At 38.0% G+C, this 18,669-nt stretch carries 12 protein-coding genes, 1 tRNA gene and 3 pseudogenes; 12 read left to right on the top strand and 4 right to left on the bottom strand.

Features of this window, described 5'->3' with window-relative positions:
• Positions 1 to 366: 366 nt before the first annotated feature.
• Entirely contained in the window at positions 367 to 1,041 is a 675-nt protein-coding gene (locus EL097_RS05935; RefSeq protein WP_003044548.1) for a hypothetical protein, read from the top strand.
• A 173-nt stretch (positions 1,042 to 1,214) separates the two neighbouring features.
• Entirely contained in the window at positions 1,215 to 2,234 is a 1,020-nt protein-coding gene (ideC, locus tag EL097_RS05940; protein WP_003044545.1) for an IgG-specific cysteine endopeptidase IdeC, read from the top strand.
• A 918-nt stretch (positions 2,235 to 3,152) separates the two neighbouring features.
• Here ideC and EL097_RS05945 read toward each other — a convergent pair.
• The gene (locus tag EL097_RS05945) at positions 3,153 to 4,346 is read right to left on the bottom strand and encodes a YSIRK-targeted surface antigen transcriptional regulator (RefSeq protein WP_003044542.1); all 1,194 of its coding nucleotides are present in this window, start codon (positions 4,344 to 4,346) and stop codon (positions 3,153 to 3,155) included.
• 245 nt (positions 4,347 to 4,591) lie between these two features.
• On the opposite strand from EL097_RS05945, the gene EL097_RS05950 reads away from it, so the two are divergent.
• The gene (locus EL097_RS05950) at positions 4,592 to 6,811 is read left to right on the top strand and encodes an alpha-like surface protein (RefSeq protein ID WP_129544990.1); all 2,220 of its coding nucleotides are present in this window, start codon (positions 4,592 to 4,594) and stop codon (positions 6,809 to 6,811) included.
• Positions 6,812 to 7,129: 318 nt separating this feature from the next.
• A pseudogene (gene tnpA / locus EL097_RS05955) lies at positions 7,130 to 7,594 on the top strand (IS200/IS605 family transposase).
• Between the two features lie 200 nt (positions 7,595 to 7,794).
• Here the strand turns inward: tnpA and EL097_RS05965 are convergent.
• The 3 genes from EL097_RS05965 to EL097_RS05975 all read right to left on the bottom strand — a co-directional run bounded on the left by EL097_RS05965 (position 7,795) and on the right by EL097_RS05975 (position 9,777).
• Positions 7,795 to 7,865, bottom strand: a tRNA-Thr gene (locus tag EL097_RS05965).
• A 96-nt stretch (positions 7,866 to 7,961) separates the two neighbouring features.
• Complete coding sequence (locus tag EL097_RS05970) at positions 7,962 to 9,329, bottom strand: MATE family efflux transporter (protein WP_003044534.1); 1,368 nt, start codon at positions 9,327 to 9,329, stop codon at positions 7,962 to 7,964.
• Positions 9,316 to 9,777 carry a MarR family winged helix-turn-helix transcriptional regulator gene (locus EL097_RS05975; protein ID WP_003044532.1) on the bottom strand — a complete coding sequence of 154 codons (462 nt, stop codon included), beginning with the start codon at positions 9,775 to 9,777 and terminating at the stop codon, positions 9,316 to 9,318. Before EL097_RS05975 ends, EL097_RS05970 begins: the two co-directional genes overlap by 14 nt.
• Before the next feature lie 221 nt (positions 9,778 to 9,998).
• Here EL097_RS05975 and EL097_RS05980 point away from each other — a divergent pair, with 221 nt between their 5' ends.
• From EL097_RS05980 to cas8c, 8 genes and pseudogenes are all read left to right on the top strand, one after another.
• Complete coding sequence (locus EL097_RS05980) at positions 9,999 to 10,253, top strand: DUF1912 family protein (protein WP_003044530.1); 255 nt, start codon at positions 9,999 to 10,001, stop codon at positions 10,251 to 10,253.
• Between the two features lie 21 nt (positions 10,254 to 10,274).
• On the top strand, positions 10,275 to 10,670 hold the full coding sequence (locus EL097_RS05985) for a helix-hairpin-helix domain-containing protein (RefSeq protein ID WP_003044527.1): 396 nt from the start codon (positions 10,275 to 10,277) through the stop codon (positions 10,668 to 10,670).
• Between the two features lie 353 nt (positions 10,671 to 11,023).
• Positions 11,024 to 11,407: a VOC family protein gene (locus EL097_RS05995; protein ID WP_003044525.1), complete on the top strand. Its 384-nt coding sequence runs from the start codon at positions 11,024 to 11,026 to the stop codon at positions 11,405 to 11,407.
• Between the two features lie 25 nt (positions 11,408 to 11,432).
• Positions 11,433 to 12,011 carry a GNAT family N-acetyltransferase gene (locus tag EL097_RS10600; RefSeq protein WP_003044523.1) on the top strand — a complete coding sequence of 193 codons (579 nt, stop codon included), beginning with the start codon at positions 11,433 to 11,435 and terminating at the stop codon, positions 12,009 to 12,011.
• Entirely contained in the window at positions 12,008 to 12,571 is a 564-nt protein-coding gene (locus EL097_RS10605) for a hypothetical protein (RefSeq protein WP_003044521.1), read from the top strand. The genes EL097_RS10600 and EL097_RS10605 overlap by 4 nt, the downstream gene beginning before the upstream one ends.
• A gap of 1 nt (position 12,572) precedes the next feature.
• On the top strand, positions 12,573 to 15,221 hold the full coding sequence (locus EL097_RS06005) for a valine--tRNA ligase (RefSeq protein ID WP_003044519.1): 2,649 nt from the start codon (positions 12,573 to 12,575) through the stop codon (positions 15,219 to 15,221).
• A gap of 405 nt (positions 15,222 to 15,626) precedes the next feature.
• Positions 15,627 to 17,855 (top strand): annotated as a pseudogene (cas3, locus tag EL097_RS06010) (CRISPR-associated helicase Cas3'); the annotation flags it as partial.
• A pseudogene (gene cas8c / locus EL097_RS06015) lies at positions 17,851 to 18,669 on the top strand (type I-C CRISPR-associated protein Cas8c/Csd1); the annotation flags it as partial. The pseudogenes cas3 and cas8c, both read left to right, overlap by 5 nt.

Below are 18,669 nucleotides of genomic sequence, written 5' to 3' on the forward strand. Positions count from 1 at the left end.
AGGGTTTTCTTCCGTAAGATGTTTGTTCAAAACTATTTTACTAGAAAATCTTATGAGTTTTTATTGTGCACTTATATTGAAAACTTAAGAGTTAATCATGTCTTTACTGTTGCTTACAGACGTAACACTTAAAAGTCATTCATTAGTGTACGTTGCTGCATAGCAGAAAATGTATCAAATGGATAAGGATAAAGGAAAGGTCTTCCTACTAAAGCAGAGTTCAGTAATGGTTTATTAATGACAAAACTATTTTTCTTCTTTTTGTCTAATTTATTATTTTTTATAATAAAAACGTCATTTTATATTTACTTATAAGTTTTATTGGTGTATAATATTAGTATAAAAAAAGAAAGGTTTTTACATAATATGAAAAATTATAAAAAATATATTCGTAATTCGTTACTAGCAGCTACTATGGGATTGATGCTATTTAGTTCATATAATCCGGTCTATGCTCATGATAATATTGACCATGAAGGTAAAGTTCATCTTTATTGGCAAGGTAATTATGATGTAACGAATTATGTAGATTATACAAAAAAATTATCTGATGACGGTAAAAGTATAGAATGGGTCGTGAGTTTTAACTCTGCTCAAGAAAAGTGGGTTTATCCTGATTTCTCTGTCTTCTTGCCTAAAGGTGTTAAGGCACCTACTCAAGTAATTTACGAGCATCATTACTGGAATGGCACAGTTCGTTCTGAAACTCGAAATAATACACAATGGCATTATGATTGGAATAGCCAACAGACAAATTTTAATCAGGAATTTGATAAGTTCCCTGGTTATACTGGATGGAGTAATTCTTTAGATAAATTTTACAAACTAAAAAATGATGGTAAATTTTCCCATGTTTTAGTTGATACTTATGGTCGTCATTCACATACTTATTTTTCTTATAAACTTGTTTGGAAATTTAAAACTGAGTTAGAAGAGGGCTATAAAGATAAATGGAATAAACTGCCATTTTTAGCAGGTATTAAGCAGAATAATCCACTAGCAGCTTCCTTCCCAAGTTATAAAGGCGAATTTGGCGAATAAGCAAGTAGCTTATAGGATTTCACTTTAAATGATGAAACCAGAGCCTGAGTTAAGCATGTCTTGGGCTCTTTTTAAGGATTTTTATTTATTATAGTTAAAGTGATACGAATGTTATTTTGGAATTTTGTTAAACATTAAAATGTAATCATATTATAAATATAAGAGAGGTTTCTATGAAAAAAAGATATTATTCTTTTTCAACCGCTATTTTGACAGCAGCAACAATCTTTAGTTTAATGGGAAGTCATAATGTTCTTGCTGACAACATCGATCGCAATCAGATCACTACATACTCTGAAGCAACTCCGTCCCATATCACGTCAATTTGGACTAAAGGAGTTACCCCTCCGACGAATTTTATTGAAGGCACAGACGGGAGTCATGCTCCCTATATAGCAAATCAAGGGTGGTATGATATTACCAAAACGTTTAATGGTAAGGATGACCTTCTTTGTGCGGCGGCTACCGCAGGAAATATGCTTCACTGGTGGTTTGACCAAAATAAAAATCAAATTGAAGGTTATTTGACAGAGCACCCCGAAAAACAAGCAATCATCTTCAATGGTGAACAGATGTTTGATGTCAAAGAGGCCATTAGTACTAAAGATCGCCAGTTAGATAGTAAATTATTTGAATATTTCAAAGAAAAAGCCTTTCCAACATTATCTGCTAGACGTAGAGGAGTTTTCCCTGATCATGTGATTGATATGTTTATTAACGGCTATCGTTTGAGTTTAGATAACTATGATAAAACCCCAGTAAAAGAAGGAAATAAAGATCTTAGAGGGGGGATTTTTGATCAGGTATTTACAAGAGGAGACCAAAGTAAACTATTAACTAACCGATATAATTTAAGGACCAAAACAATTAATGAAATTAGTCAGCTCATTAAACAGGAGTTGATAGCAGGTAAAGCTCTTGCCATTTCACATACTTATAACAATATAGGGATTAGTCATGTTATTAACTTATGGGGAGCCGATTTTAATTCTGAGGGAAATCTTGAAGCCATTTATGTAACAGACTCTGACAGCAATGCCTCTATTGGAATGAAAAAATATTATGTCGGAGTTAACTCAGCCGGAGAAGTTGCCGTTTCTTCTAAAAAAATAGACAGTGAGCATCTAGGTGCTGCAGCACTGGGACTTTATACACTTTCGGCAGGTCAAGGTATATGGCATCAAACTAACTAAATTAGCTTTTGAGTAAATTAGGGAGGATTCCTATCCCTCAAAAAATGCTGGACTTAGGCATTAAAGTGAATAAGGACCTACGTAAATAAAAACTCATTTTTATAGTTTTTATTGCTGAGTTCAATAATATGAGAATATAATAAAGTGCGTTTCCAAGATATGGAAGCGCACTTTATTATATCCAGTTTACAGTTAAAGAATTCCAAAATCTGGAAGTGGAAGAAAAGGGAAATAGTTCCATTATGCATACTAATCATATTATCGTATGCTTCAATGACTTTGTTCTAGCATCTCATAAGTAGGTCATCTTTAAGACGGATAGATATGAATATGTGAGGCAATCAGATACTACTTATCAATACACTTTAAAGAGTACCTCTGATATGCGTACTAACTATGAGGTGTAGAAAAACAAAACCCTCGAGGGTCAATATTCAATTAGACACGCCTAGTAAGAAAAGTAATAATCATATTATGGCTCGTGTTACCCTTAGCTTCACTTTATCACCTAAAATGTTAGCAGTAATGAGGCGATATTATCAGGTGTCAATGTATGCAAATAAAACGAAATTGGTGGACCACTAAAGATTAGCTAGATTGATTGACTAAGATGTTCTGATAATGACGCGGTTTCCAAAAAAATGGGATGTACCTCTTTTATTGCACAAGCCTAGCTTGAAATTTTTAAAATACATTGAGTCTTACTACAAGCCTAAACGCCTGCATTCATCTTTAGGGTTATCAATCGCTTTTAGAATTTGAAGGAAAGAACTATTAATTCTCTTAACCTTGTGTCTATTTTTTTCTTGACATATCGACTTCCTCAAAAATCACAAATTCAAACTAAAAAAGATGTCTTATCAACTCTAACAAGAGGATTAACAGTTATTTTAGTTGGGAATATTTGCCTTTTGCTTACTATATTGGCTTAAGCTTTTCTTTATATTCCAGTGGGCTAATTCCCACTATTTTTTTAAACGTTCTTGAAAAATTAGAAGAAGTGGAAAATCCAAGTAAATTGGAAACCTCTTCTACTTTCTTATTTTCGTCTAGTAACTGTTTAGCAGTTTCGATTTTTAAGTTTAAAAAATATTGATGAATAGTGATGTGTTTTTCTTGCTTAAATAGTTTTCGTAGTTTCGATTCACTCATGTGACATGCTTTGGCTATTTCTTCTGTTTTAACAAAGCGATTTAGATTATTTTCAAGATATTGAATCACTGTGAGAATAGTTTGAGAATGAGGGGTTACGATGTGTTTATTTAAAGAGTTAACTTGTTGAGTATAAAATAAGATGGCAGTATCACGTAATTTTAAAACTTCATTGAGACTTATAATTGACTCGGTTTCTTTTATAAAACGATCTCGTGCTCGATAAGCTGTTTCAATATCAAGCCCTACTTGAATGGTGGCCTGTGAGAGACGATCATAAATAATGATGGAGTAGTTTTTTTCAGATCGCAGTTCGTCTCCACTGATTATAGGGACGATAGCATTGCTGAAGTGTTCTACTGTTTCTTTCAAAAGGGACTCACTACCTGATTTGACAGCTTTTAGAATATTATTTTCAAAACGATACTGATATTTGTAAGAACTCAAATTCTGATTAGAAAATTGCCTAATTTTATCTAGATCAAAGGAGCTACTCCATCCTTTTGTGTAGTAATGTAAAGGTTCTGATAATTTATCTTTCACAACCCCAGTTAGACAATAATTGGTTACTATTAGTAATTCTCGAATTTGATTAAGTGAGAAAAAAGGTAATTGGGATAGTCTATCAATAAAGTAGTCTTGTTCACTAGCATTGATTTTTGTTTCAGTCAGCTTTTTCTTAAGAAATAAAGGGTCAATAGCATTACTACGCCAAGGACCAATGATAATATAATATTGTTGAATATGGTGGACAAGGAAAAGTTCTCCTAAGGAGCCATAATGAAATAAAAAATCCTGTTGAGTTTTACTAAAGTTACTTAAAATAAAGTAATGATTGTAAAAAAGTGAAATAGTTTTATCGGATTTATACTCTTTGATCACAGAAAAACTTTGATCACAAACAGTAATAGTTAGACCTAGAAGGCTGTGTAGTGACTTCAACAATAAAAAATCAATCATATGAGTTACCACCTTTGATTTGATATGCTATCTATTTTAGAGAAGATTTCTTTAAAGTCAATAGAATAATTAGAAAGTCGGTAAACTTAACCAAATCTGATTCAAAAAACCTCCAAAAATGAAATTAGAAAAAAAAAAAAAACAGATTAGATTCAATAAAAAAAGATAGATATTCTAATATTTGTTGTTTAAGCCTATACTTTACTATGTATAGAATTATACAGAATAAAGCAAGGGAGAATGCTATGTTTAGAAGGTCAAAAAATAATAATTATGATACTTCACAGACGAAACAACGGTTTTCAATTAAGAAGTTTAAATTTGGTGCAGCTTCTGTACTAATTGGCATTAGTTTTTTAGGAGGTTTTACTCAAGGCCAATTTAATATTTCTACAGATACTGTATTTGCGGCTGAGATGATTCCAGGAAGTGCTGCTACATTAAATACAAGTATCACTAAAAACATGCAGAACGGAAACGCCTACATAGATTTATATGATGTAAAATTAGGTAAAATAGATCCATTACAACTAATTGTTTTAAAACAGGGCTTTACAGCAACGTATGTTATTAAACAAGGTACTCAATACTATGGGGATGTTTCTCAGTTGCAGAGTACAGGAGGAGCTAGGGTTACCTATAATATATTTAGTGAAAATGGACAACCACACGTTAAGGATGATGGACAGACTGATATAGTAAGTGTTAGTTTGACGGTATATGATACTACTATTCTAAGAGAAAAACTAGACGATTTAAAAAAGAAAGCTGAGGATCCCAAGTGGTCGGAAAATTCTAGAAACGAAGTTTTAGAAGGAGTTCATACTATTACTGAAGACCTCGATAATAATCCACAGACCGAGACAGCTATCAATGATAAGATAACATCAGTTGATGAATTAGATAAAAAATTGGTTACACCTACTATTACAGATGCAGAGAAGAATGATCCAACAGGCAAGGATCAAACCGTTAATGTGGGTGAACAACCAGATCCATCGCAATCTCTAACAGATGTTCCAGCTGGAAGTACAGTAGCTTACAAAGATCCAGTTGATACTAAGACACCAGGAGAAAAAGACGCTGTTGTTGTTGTGACTTATCCAGATAAGTCAACAGATGAAGTTCCTGTAAAAGTTACAGTGGTTGACCCACGTACAGATGCAGAGAAGAATGATCCAACAGGCAAGGATCAAACCGTTAATGTGGGTGAACAACCAGATCCATCGCAATCTCTAACAGATGTTCCAGCTGGAAGTACAGTAGCTTACAAAGATCCAGTTGATACTAAGACACCAGGAGAAAAAGACGCTGTTGTTGTTGTGACTTATCCAGATAAGTCAACAGATGAAGTTCCTGTAAAAGTTACAGTGGTTGACCCACGTACAGATGCAGAGAAGAATGATCCAACAGGCAAGGATCAAACCGTTAATGTGGGTGAACAACCAGATCCATCGCAATCTCTAACAGATGTTCCAGCTGGAAGTACAGTAGCTTACAAAGATCCAGTTGATACTAAGACACCAGGAGAAAAAGACGCTGTTGTTGTTGTGACTTATCCAGATAAGTCAACAGATGAAGTTCCTGTAAAAGTTACAGTGGTTGACCCACGTACAGATGCAGAGAAGAATGATCCAACAGGCAAGGATCAAACCGTTAATGTGGGTGAACAACCAGATCCATCGCAATCTCTAACAGATGTTCCAGCTGGAAGTACAGTAGCTTACAAAGATCCAGTTGATACTAAGACACCAGGAGAAAAAGACGCTGTTGTTGTTGTGACTTATCCAGATAAGTCAACAGATGAAGTTCCTGTAAAAGTTACAGTGGTTGACCCACGTACAGATGCAGAGAAGAATGATCCAACAGGCAAGGATCAAACCGTTAATGTGGGTGAACAACCAGATCCATCACAATCTCTAACAGATGTTCCAGCTGGAAGTACAGTAGCTTACAAAGATCCAGTTGATACTAAGACACCAGGAGAAAAAGACGCTGTTGTTGTTGTGACTTATCCAGATAAGTCAACAGATGAAGTTCCTGTAAAAGTTACAGTGGTTGACCCACGTACAGATGCAGAGAAGAATGATCCAACAGGCAAGGATCAAACCGTTAATGTGGGTGAACAACCAGATCCATCACAATCTCTAACAGATGTTCCAGCTGGAAGTACAGTAGCTTACAAAGATCCAGTTGATACTAAGACACCAGGAGAAAAAGACGCTGTTGTTGTTGTGACTTATCCAGATAAGTCAACAGATGAAGTTCCTGTAAAAGTTACAGTGGTTGACCCACGTACAGATGCAGAGAAGAATGATCCAACAGGTAAGGATCAGCAAGTCAATGGTAAAGGAAATAAACTACCAGCAACAGGTGAGAATGTAGCTCCGTTCTTTAATGTTGCAGCCTTGACAATTTTAGCATCAGTTGGTTTATTATCTGTTTCTAAGAAAAAAGAGGATTAATCTTTTGACCTAAAATGTCACTAAACTTTTCGCCATTTATTGGTGTGAACACTTTAATAAAGTTATGCATCTCTCTCCAACTTTAATAAAGTGTTTAGTTATTTTAAGATTGATTCTTAAACCAAACAAAAAGCAACCGTTTTGATGACGTTGCTTTTTGTTTTTATTATGTGGCTTTAAGCCCGTCTCGCTCCGATAGGTGCGAGACAAATAAACCACCCGCTATGCGGGTGCGCATCAGATGTTATACAAAAAAATCTCCAAACGCGATACAATAAGGGTGTTCAAGCCAACTGTAAAGCGAAAGGAGACAATAATATGGCACAAAAGGCACATAGTTTATCACACACAAAGTGGATGTGTAAATATCACATTGTGTTTACACCTAAGTATAGACGAAAAGTTATTTATAATCAATATAGAAACAGTTTAGGCGAGATATTTCGCCGATGATGCAGTTACAAAGGAGTGGAAATTATAGAAGGACATCTGATGCCAGACCATGTTCATATGTTAGTGAGCATTCCACCACGAATAAGTGTATCAAGTTTCATGGGGTATTTAAAAGGTAAAAGTGCTTTAATGATGTTTGATAAACACGCCAACTTAAAATACAAATTTGGGAATCGACATTTTTGGGCAGAGGGCTATTACGTGAGTACAGTTGGTCTCAATGAAGCCACCATAAAGAAATATATTCAAGAGCAGGAAAAACATGATATAGCACTTGATAAGTTGAGTGTGAAAGAATATGAGGATCCCTTTAGGGATAGTGGCAAGTAGTACAACTGCCTCTTTAAGAGGCTAGTGACGAGTCAAGAGCAGCGAGGCTTGAACAAAGTGAAAGCCAGCATCTTTAGGCGCTGGCTGGTGATGTGGGCTTATAGCCCCGGTTCAAACCACCCGTCTAACGGGTGGTCATGATTATCAAGAACAAAAAGAAAAGAAACCCTATAACAATAAGGTTTCACTCATATATTTTCTGCCACCACCGAGAATCGAACTCGGAACGAAGCATTACCATTGCTTTATTATACCATTTAACTATAGCGGCTACCTTTCTATAATACTATAACTTATGAGTTGATGCAAGTCTTTCTTTAAAAAAAATAGATTTTAAAAGCCACTTTTTAGGCGGCTTTGTATCTCATCAGCCATCAACCCGCAAATCATGTGGCATGCGATTAAATTCTCGTTTGAGGAAAGTTAGAGCAGTAATAAAAGCGATGACATCTGAAATAGGACCAGCAAACATCACACCTTCAACCCCCAAGAAATGCGGTAAGATAAACAAGAGGGGTAAGAGAAAAATAATTTGTTTGGTAAGGGAGAGGAAGGCTCCGATGCTGGCTTTACCAATGGCTTGGAAAAAGGTGGTTGAGGCGATCTGTACACCATTAAGCATTACAAAGAAAAGGAAGACACGGACGTATTTTATACCAAATTGGAAGTAGAGGGCGGAGCCGTGACCAAATAAGGTTAAAAAGGGTTTTGGAAAGAGTTCAAAAGCCAAGAAAGCCACCAGAGAAATGATAATAGCTGTTTTTAGCATAAGAGCAGTGGTTGCCTTGACACGGTCTAACTGACGTGCCCCGTAGTTAAACCCGACGATTGGCTGAGCCCCTTGAACAAGTCCGATAATAACCGCAATAAAAAGCGAATTGATTTTCATAACAATCCCTGCTACAGCAATGGCAATATCACTACCATAGATGGATTCAGCCCCGTATTTGCGTAGCATATTATTGGTGACAATCTGAATCAGCATGGTGGATGATTGAAAAATGAAAGAAGACGAGCCAACGCTAACGATGCTTTTAATCACATCACTATCCAATCGGAAGTCACTACTTTTAAGGTGAATGGACTTGAATCGCCTAAAGTAAAATCCTAAGAAAAGGGCAGAGATGATTTGGCTGATAAGGGTAGCAAAGGCAGCTCCCTTAATTCCCCATTGAAAGCCAAAAATAAAAATAGGGTCTAAGATTGTATTTAAAATAGCACCAACAACAATGGCCATCATGGAATAAGTCGGGCTACCATCTGCTCTAACCAAGGGGTTGAGGCTCATGGTGAACATTAAAAATGGAATCCCAAAAGCTGTAATACCTGTGTAATCCATGGCATATACTAGAGTGGCGTCTGTTGCCCCAAATAAAATGAGCAGTGGTTTTAAACAAAGGAGAATCCCGGCTCCGATGATTACTCCTAGAGCCAAAGACAAGAAAATGGCGTTGCCAATAACCTGTCCTGCCCTTTCTTTTTGGCCCCGACCAAGAGATAAATTAAAATTAGAAGCTCCTCCGAGACCCAAGGTCAAACCAAAGGCTAAACAGATGATGGTTAGTGGAAAGGCAACGCTGGTTGCGGCATTTCCCAAGTATCCAACTCCGTGTCCAATGAAAATTTGATCCACAATATTATAGAGGGAATTGACGAGATTGGCGATGATGGCAGGCATAGCCATAGCGGCTAACAATTTTGGAATAGGGGCTGTTTGTAATTTATTGGTCTGCATGATGTCCTTTCTTTGAGTGTAGTGTATTGGGATTGCTGTCAATTAGGGCTAATAGGAGCTGTTTTAAAGTCGCTTGCTCCTCTTTAGAAAGTGCCTGGGTAAAGTGGTCTTCAATGAGTTTGCTTTTTTGCAAATAATCCTCTGCTTTCAAGCTAGCGCTCTCACTTAATCTAATGATATTACAACGTTTATCTTGGGGATGATGGTGCCTTTCAATCATCCCCTTTTTTTCTAAATTTTGGAGTAAACCAGTGACTGTTGGATTGGACATTTTGAAGAAGGTTTCTAAATCAATTTGTCTGGTCAGTTGGTCTTGGTGAGCACTTAGGTATTTAAGTAGTTTAAATTGGCTGGGGGTCAAGTTATAATCACTCAATAATTGACTGGCAGTTCGATCAAAGGCTAAACTGGCTATTTTAATTAAAATACCGATAGGGTTATCTGTCATGCCATTATCCTTTCTAAAAACATCGTTTCCTATGGAATAACATTATAACATAGCTTCCTATCTTTTTCTAGACTTATTCAGTAGAAAATGTGCTTCAATGAAAAAATAAGCCAGTAAATCTAAAAAAGTCTTAATCAAGAATTCATTTGTTAACAAAATAGCACAAGAAGCTTGCCTTGTGGTATAATGGTAAGGATAATTTCAGAAAGAGGAAGCTCAACATGTCTTATGAAGAAGAATTTTTAAGGGATTTTGAAGCTTGGGTCAAAACCCAGATTCAGGTCAATCAACTAGCCATGTCAACCAGTCAGCAAGTAGCTCAAGAAGATGGTGATGAAAGAGCTAAAGAGGCTTTTATTCGTTATGAAAGCAAGTTAGATGCTTATGAGTTTTTACTGGGAAAGTTTGACAATTACAAAAATGGCAAAGCCTTTCATGATATTCCAGATGATTTATTTGGAGCCAGACATTATTAAGGAATAAGGAGATGAGAAAAAGTGGCAAAACAAAAAAATCGTAAAAAAGTATTGAAATTAGAAATGAAACGTAAAGGATTGTTGAAAAAGGCGAGCCAGGTCTTTCATAAAGCTGTGGCAAGTGTCGAAACAGTTGTGGACAAAAGTATATCTGCTGGTAAAGACCTTGTGGAAAAAGGCAGCCAAGCACTGGAAACGGTTACTGCAAGTCAAGCAACCCTCTCTCTTGATGAGTTTTCAGCCTTAGCAGTCGTAGAAGGTATCCGTTCAGATCTTGTTGAAACCCTGTATGCCGAAGGCATTCATTCAGCACAAGCTTTTAAGGAGTGGACAGAAAAAGACCTCCTTGCTCTTAAAGGGATTGGTCCAGCAACGGTTAAGAAATTGGTCGAAAATGGGGCAAACTTGAAAAAATAGCCATCTTCTCGTTGCTTAATGGCTATAAATTTGTTAGAATATTAGCAATCAGAGGTGCATTGAGTTTGTCTGTTACAGAGAGCGGTGGGGTTGAGAAATCCGCACAGATGTCAAGGCTGGTAGCTGAGGTTTCCAAGTTAAAGAGATAAAGTGGCAGATTCTTTTTGTAATCTGAAACAGTGGTGGTACCGCGGAAATCGTAACACGAAATTCGTCCCTGTCTAGTGTAACTAGGCAGGGATTTTGATGTTTTGGGAAAATTATTATCGAATTTTTGTCAAAACTAATGTATGGAATAGGAAAAGTCCACTAGAAATTTTTGTTGAGATAGGCAGTTTTAAAAGGAGGAAATCATGTTACATCATGTTGAGGTTTATGTATCTAACCTAGCAAAGTCACGTGAATTTTATGAACCACTTTTGATTAAACTAGGCTATTATCCCTATCAAGAATGGGAGAATGGATTCTCTTTCAAAAAGTCAGAACACTACATCGTTTTTGTCCAAACACCAGCTGAGTTCCTTGAAGTAGGCTACCATCGTTGCCGAATAGGCCTCAATCACCTAGCTTTTTATGGTGGCAGTCGTAAACAAATTGACCAACTGAGAAAAGACTTGATTACTAGAAGTGTCAATCTCCTCTACGAGGACCGCTATCCCTACGCAGGAGGAGAGAATCACTATGCTCTCTATTTTGAAGACCCGGATGGAATCAAAATAGAGGTGGTGGGGAATTGAAAGAAGGTGATGGGGTATCGTGAAGATGTTAGAAGAATATAATGGAAAAGCTTTGCCTGATGTGGCAACAGAACGGCTGCTCTTACGTCAACGAAAATTGGAGGATGCCAAGGCCATATTTGCCTTTGCCAAACTGGCTGAGGTTAGTTATCCTGCTGGTTTTCCACCCGTCAAAAGCTTAGCAGATGAAATTGCCTATCTTCAAGACATTTACCCAGCTAATCTTGAAAAAGAGGGACTGCCTTCTGGTTATGCCATTACCTTAAAAGGTAATGATAAGGTTATTGGTTCTGTGGATTTTAACCATCGAAGGGCGGACGATGGTTTTGAAATGGGCTACCTGCTCCATCCTGATTATTGGGGACAGGGCATTGTTCCAGAAGCGGCTGCCGCCCTGATTGAGATTGGCTTTACCTTGCTTGATTTGCATAAAATTGAGCTGGGTTGCTATGATGACAACAAGCAAAGTCAGGCAGTGGCTCGCAAACTAGGCTTTACCTTAGAAGCCAACGTCCGTGACCGCAAGGACGTTCAAGGTCGCCGCTGTGGCGACATGCGTTTTGGCTTACTAAAAAGTGAGTGGGAGGTATGGAAAAGGAAATGAACCTTATTATCATTGGTGCTCAAGCGTCGGGCAAGATGACCATTGGGCAGGAAATTGCCAAGCAGACAGGTATGACCTTGTTTCATAATCATGATTCTATTGATTTTGTGTTGCGCTTTATGCCATGGTCTCAAGAGAGCACAGCCTTGATTGAGCGTCTTCGGTTTAACTTTTTTGAGACTTTTGCCAAGATTGGCCAAGAAATGATTTTCACCATCGTGATTGATTTCAATGATCCAAATGATGTGGCATTTCTTGAAAAGAGTCAAGCGGTTTTTCAGTCTTATGACCAAGAGGTTCTCTTTGTTGAATTGGAAACAGATGTCAATGAACGCCTCAAGCGCAATCGCACAGAAAATCGCCTCAAATACAAACCTCTTAAGCGCAACATTGAGTGGTCAGAACAAGATATTCGGTCAACCATGGATTACGCTTTGTTCAATCCTTCAGAACCACCTCACATGCTCACTCATTACCATAAAATTAATAATAGTCACCTCACAGCTGCAGAAACAGCGCAGCTCATTATTCAAAAAATGACTCATATCAAGGAGAATTAAAATGACAGAGCTATCACCAAAATACAATCCTGCCGAGGTTGAGGCAGGTCGCTATCAAAAGTGGCTTGATGCCGATGTTTTTAAGCCATCTGGAGATCAAAAGGCCAAGCCTTATTCTATCGTGATTCCACCACCAAATGTGACTGGTAAGTTGCACTTGGGACATGCTTGGGACACAACGCTTCAAGATATTATCATTCGCCAAAAACGCATGCAGGGTTTTGATACCCTTTGGTTGCCAGGAATGGACCATGCAGGGATTGCGACACAGGCTAAAGTCGAAGAACGCTTGCGTGGTCAAGGGGTTACCCGTTATGATCTTGGTCGTGAAAAATTTTTGGACAAGGTCTGGGAATGGAAAGACGAATATGCCACTACGATTAAGGAACAGTGGGGTAAAATGGGGCTTTCTGTGGATTACAGCCGTGAGCGTTTCACGCTTGACGAGGGCTTGTCAAAAGCCGTTCGCAAGGTTTTCGTTGACCTCTACAAAAAAGGATGGATTTACCGCGGCGAATTTATCATCAACTGGGATCCTGCTGCCAGAACAGCCCTTTCCGACATCGAAGTTATCCACAAGGACGTTGAGGGTGCTTTCTACCATATGAACTATATGTTGGAAGATGGCTCACGCGCCCTTCAAGTGGCAACCACGCGACCAGAAACCATGTTTGGAGACGTTGCCGTTGCCGTAAACCCAGAAGACCCTCGTTACAAAGATTTGATTGGCAAACATGTTATTTTACCAATCGTGAATAAATTGATTCCAATCGTGGGTGATGAGCATGCGGATCCTGAATTTGGGACTGGGGTAGTTAAAATCACGCCTGCTCATGATCCGAACGACTTTGAGGTTGGTCAACGCCATAATCTGCCACAAGTTAATGTCATGAATGATGACGGAACCATGAATGAACGAGCTGGTGAATTTGCTGGCATGGACCGTTTTGAAGCCCGTAAAGCAACCGTTGCTAAACTTGAAGAACTTGGTGCTCTCGTTAATATTGAAAAACGGGTGCATTCTGTTGGTCACTCAGAACGGACAGGTGTTGTGGTCGAGCCACGTTTGTCAACGCAGTGGTTTGTTAAAATGGACCAGCTAGCCAAAAACGCGATGGCTAACCAAGAAACAGATGACCGAGTAGATTTCTACCCACCACGTTTCAACGATACCTTCCTCCAATGGATGGAAAATGTCCATGATTGGGTAATTTCTCGCCAATTATGGTGGGGGCATCAAATTCCAGCTTGGTACAATGCAGAAGGTGAGATTTATGTTGGCGAAGAAGCACCAGAAGGTGACGGATGGAAACAAGACGAAGATGTCCTTGACACTTGGTTCTCATCTGCCCTTTGGCCATTCTCAACTATGGGCTGGCCTGACACAGATTCAGAAGATTTCAAACGTTATTTCCCAACGTCAACCTTAGTAACAGGTTATGACATCATTTTCTTCTGGGTGTCTCGTATGATTTTCCAATCGCTTGAATTTACAGGGCGTCAGCCATTCCAAAACGTTCTTATCCATGGTCTTATCCGTGACGAAGAAGGACGTAAAATGTCTAAATCATTGGGTAACGGCATTGATCCGATGGACGTCATTGAAAAATATGGTGCGGATGCCCTTCGTTGGTTCCTCTCAAACGGTTCTGCGCCAGGTCAGGATGTCCGTTTCAGCTATGAAAAAATGGATGCGTCTTGGAACTTCATTAACAAAATTTGGAACATTTCCCGTTATATCCTCATGAATAATGAAGGATTGACCTTGGAAGAAGCTGAAAGCAATGTGGCTAAGGTAGCTGCCTCAGAAGCTGGAAATATGACTGACCAGTGGATTCTTCACAACCTCAATGAAACCATTGCTAAGGTTACAGAAAACTTTGACAAGTTTGAGTTTGGTGTGGCAGGACACATTCTTTACAACTTCATCTGGGAAGCATTTGCCAACTGGTACGTGGAATTGACCAAGGAAGTGCTATACAGCGACAACGAAGCTGAGAAAGTTATCACGCGCTCTGTCCTTCTTTATACTTTGGACAAAATCTTGCGTCTCCTTCACCCAATCATGCCATTTGTGACCGAAGAAATCTTCGGTCAATATGCAGACGGTTCTATCGTGACGGCGGACTATCCTGTAGTTAACCCAGCTTTTGAAAATGAAGCTGCGCACAAAGGTGTGGAAAGTCTGAAAGACCTTATTCGTGCTGTCCGAAATGCGCGTGCGGAAGTTAACGTGGCGCCATCAAAACCAATCACCATCTTGATTAAGACAGCAGATAGTGAATTGGAAGACTTCTTCAATGGCAATATCAACTACATCAAACGCTTCACCAACCCTGAAAAATTAGAAATCAGCTCAGCCATTGCTGCGCCAGAACTGGCTATGACCAGCATCATCACAGGAGCCGAAATCTACTTGCCACTAGCAGATTTGCTTAACGTGGAAGAAGAACTCGCTCGCCTAGATAAAGAACTGGCTAAATGGCAAAAAGAACTGGACATGGTCGGCAAAAAACTCGGCAACGAACGCTTCGTTGCCAACGCCAAACCAGAAGTCGTCCAAAAAGAAAAAGACAAACAAGCCGACTACCAAGCCAAATACGACGCCACCCAAGAACGGATTGCAGAGATGCAGAAGTTGGTGGGGTAATTAACGAAACTCTGTCTTAATAGGGCGCCTCAACCTTCAATTAAGTTAAGTTTAAGTTTCCTAAGCAAATCTATTCTTAGTCGAAAAAATCATTTCCATTTACAGAACACCTAACAAGAGACTGGGGCAAAAGCTCAACGTCAAATAAAAAAAGCGAACGAAACATAATTCTGATTGTCAGGAATCTAGTTTTGTTCGCTTTTTTGTTTAATGATGAATTTATTAGCTCTGATGATAAAGAATTTCAAAAATAGAAATCTTTTTGTCACAGACTCTTGTTTTTTCGGCAACTCAATTAAAGGCTTTTTGGGAACTAGTTGACCTTGTATCCGTTTACAATTTCTTTCAAAAATGTTAAAATGTTAACGTATTATTAAGAGATATGAGTTAGGAATAAGGGAGAGAGTGATGACTAAAGAAAAGTTGGCGCATTATCAAAAGAATACAGAACAAGAATCTGAAAAAAAGCAGTCTTTAGATGAGCACTTATGGCATGTGGCTTGTTCCAGTCGACAAGAAGCGTCTATAATTGGTCAGGGAGATGTGCTTTTTTTAATTGGTCTTTACCATGACCTAGGCAAAGCTGATAGAGCCTTTCAAGATAAACTTTTAAATAATCCAAATCGGCATGTTGATCACTCTTATGCAGGAGCAAAATACTTATGCTCTATTATTGGGCCTCATCTAAAAAGCCGCGGGGTTGATAAAAATGAGAGAATGACATTCAATGAAATGGTGGGTTATGTCATCTCGGCTCATCATGGGATGTATGATTTTTGCTACTATTCTGACGATGCTGAATATTATGGCTTTAATAAATTTAAAAACCGTATCAACAGAGACTTAGATGATTATCACTATCACGAAGATATTAAAGGGTACGCTATAAAATTAGAAGAAAAATTGTGTAATTATGGCTACAAAGATTTAGGGGAGCTTATTGATCAAGCTTTTGATAATTACCAAAAAGCTATGTCTTCCTTAAACTGGCAAGATAAGAGTGAGTGGGATTATTATCAGTCCTGTATGGTGAGACTTTACTTGTCGCTCTTAAAAAACGCTGATATTTTGGACACAGTAAATGCCTATGGTCTTAAAATAAGTCCTATGGATAAAACAGAGCGATTCTCTCTAAAACACTCTTATTTAGCGGCCATTGAACAAAAATATGCTAACTTTGGGCGGCCAAACAATCAGTTGAATACTATTCGGACAGAAATCGCTGAGCGTGTTAAAGAAAGAGGTAAACGGGATTCTAAGGGAATTTATCGCTTAGATTTACCGACAGGAGCTGGCAAGACTAATCTTAGTATGCGCTATGCGTTTCACCAATTAGTTCATCACGACAAATCAAGATTTTTTTACATAACGCCCTTTCTTTCGGTTCTTGAGCAAAATGCTTCCGAAATTAGAAAAGTTACCGGTGACCTTGGCGTTCTAGAACACCATTCCAATGTGGTGAAACAGGCTAATGAAGATGACGATGACAAGAACAATTTACTGTCAGCTTATCTTAGTGATAGCTGGGATAGTCAAGTAGTCTTGACTTCTATGGTTCAATTTTTCCAAACACTTTTTAAAACAAAATCAGCTAATCTGAGACGTTTTTCAAGTTTGATTAATAGTGTTGTGATTCTAGATGAAGTTCAGTCCCTGCCTATTGAAGTCACAAGTTTGTTTAATTTAACGATGAATTTTTTAAATAAAGTTATGGACACAACCATTATTCTTTGTACAGCAACACAACCTGCTTATGATTCTTCAGAGATTGACCATCGTATCTGTTATGGAGGAGACTTAGGAGAATTAGCTGAAATAGTTGAGTTAACGATTGAAGAAAAACAAGTGTTTTCAAGGACAGAGCTTAGAAAATTTGATGATAGTGATCAGAAAGTTTATTTGACTGATGTTATTAATCTTATTTTAGGAGAGGAAAACTCAGTTCTTGCTATTTTTAACACGAAAAAAACGGTTCATAACTGCTACACTATGCTCAAAGACATGACTGATAGACCGGTCTATCAGCTTTCGACGAATATGTGCGCGCAGCATAGGCTTGACTTGATTGCTAAGATCAAAACGGAGTTACAAAATAATACCCCTATTATTTGTATTAGCACACAATTAATAGAAGCAGGTGTAGATGTTGACTTTCATCGTGTCATTCGTTCCTATTCAGGGATTGATTCTATTGTTCAGGCTGCTGGACGATGTAATCGAGAAGGCAAACGAGATAAAGGTCAGGTCACTCTTGTCAATCTGACCAATGAAGAGGAAAATATTTCTAGGCTGACAGAAATAAAAGCTAAAAAAGAAGCCACAGAATCTATTCTTTATAAGATTGGGTCTCCAATCGATATCTCAACTTTAAACCGTGACTTTTTTGAGTATTATTATGCCAATAATCGGGGACTGATGGATTATCCTTTGGAAGACAACATATCAATCTATGACTATTTAAGCCTTAATACTTATCAGACGGCAAATAAAAAGTTCAAAGGTAAGTTAAAACAAGCTTTTAAAACAGCAGGAGCCAAAATGAACCTCATCAATAATGACATGATAGGAATTCTTGTATCTTATGGTGTTGCTAAGAAAAAGTTAGCTTATTTAGAAGCATTAGGTGCGTCACATTGCTATTTTGAATAAAACCAGTAATGGGCGGATTGCTTTAAAATATTTTCGTCAGCTTCAAGCGTCCCAATTACTCACCAATCTTAACAAGTGGCAGGAAAAATACAGTTGGGAATCGCGATCTAAGTCTGGGAAAAGTCGCTTAAGAACCCCTACTTTTCATGACATCCTTAATGTTTCCTACGGGGTTGACAGGGATCGCTTCCTTGAATTAGACAATGATAACTTCAAAAGTGATCAAGTTCAAAAGTTAGTGACAAGTTTGATTGATGGTAAACCGATGCCACAGTCCATTGTCAAAAAGTTGAGTAACAATGTCAAAGAACGACACCGTTACCGTAAGCACTGGTACCAAGTTGAGCAGGTCTGCTTAGCAATTTTACACAAACAAAATGGGGAGGAATTTTCACCGATGCTAGATCATACCAATCAAAATCGTTCCTATCTTTTCGGGCGATTATTAGCAATTTTTGAATTAACCGAGACGTTGCGTTATGGCTTGGATGGAAACGATAGTGATCGTATTACCAATGCGGAACGTTATTGGACAGCCTATACTGGACAGCCAACAAAATTGATGATGTTATTGGAGAATAAAATTAAGCCTTACGAAGAACCATTGAAATTAAATCGTCGTGGCAGTTGGAAGAAATTAGAAAAAGAAAAAGAAGAAATTTTGGAACTGTTAAATCCTCTGTTAGGAACAGAAACAATGGAGAAACCGTTAGATTACCGCTTTATTTTTGGGTATTATGCTGAGAAAAACTATTACTATACAAAACAAAACACTGAAGTAACAGAAAGTGAGGAGTAA

The sequence above is a fragment of the Streptococcus canis genome, assembly GCF_900636575.1.
Taxonomy (GTDB): Bacteria; Bacillota; Bacilli; order Lactobacillales; family Streptococcaceae; genus Streptococcus; species Streptococcus canis.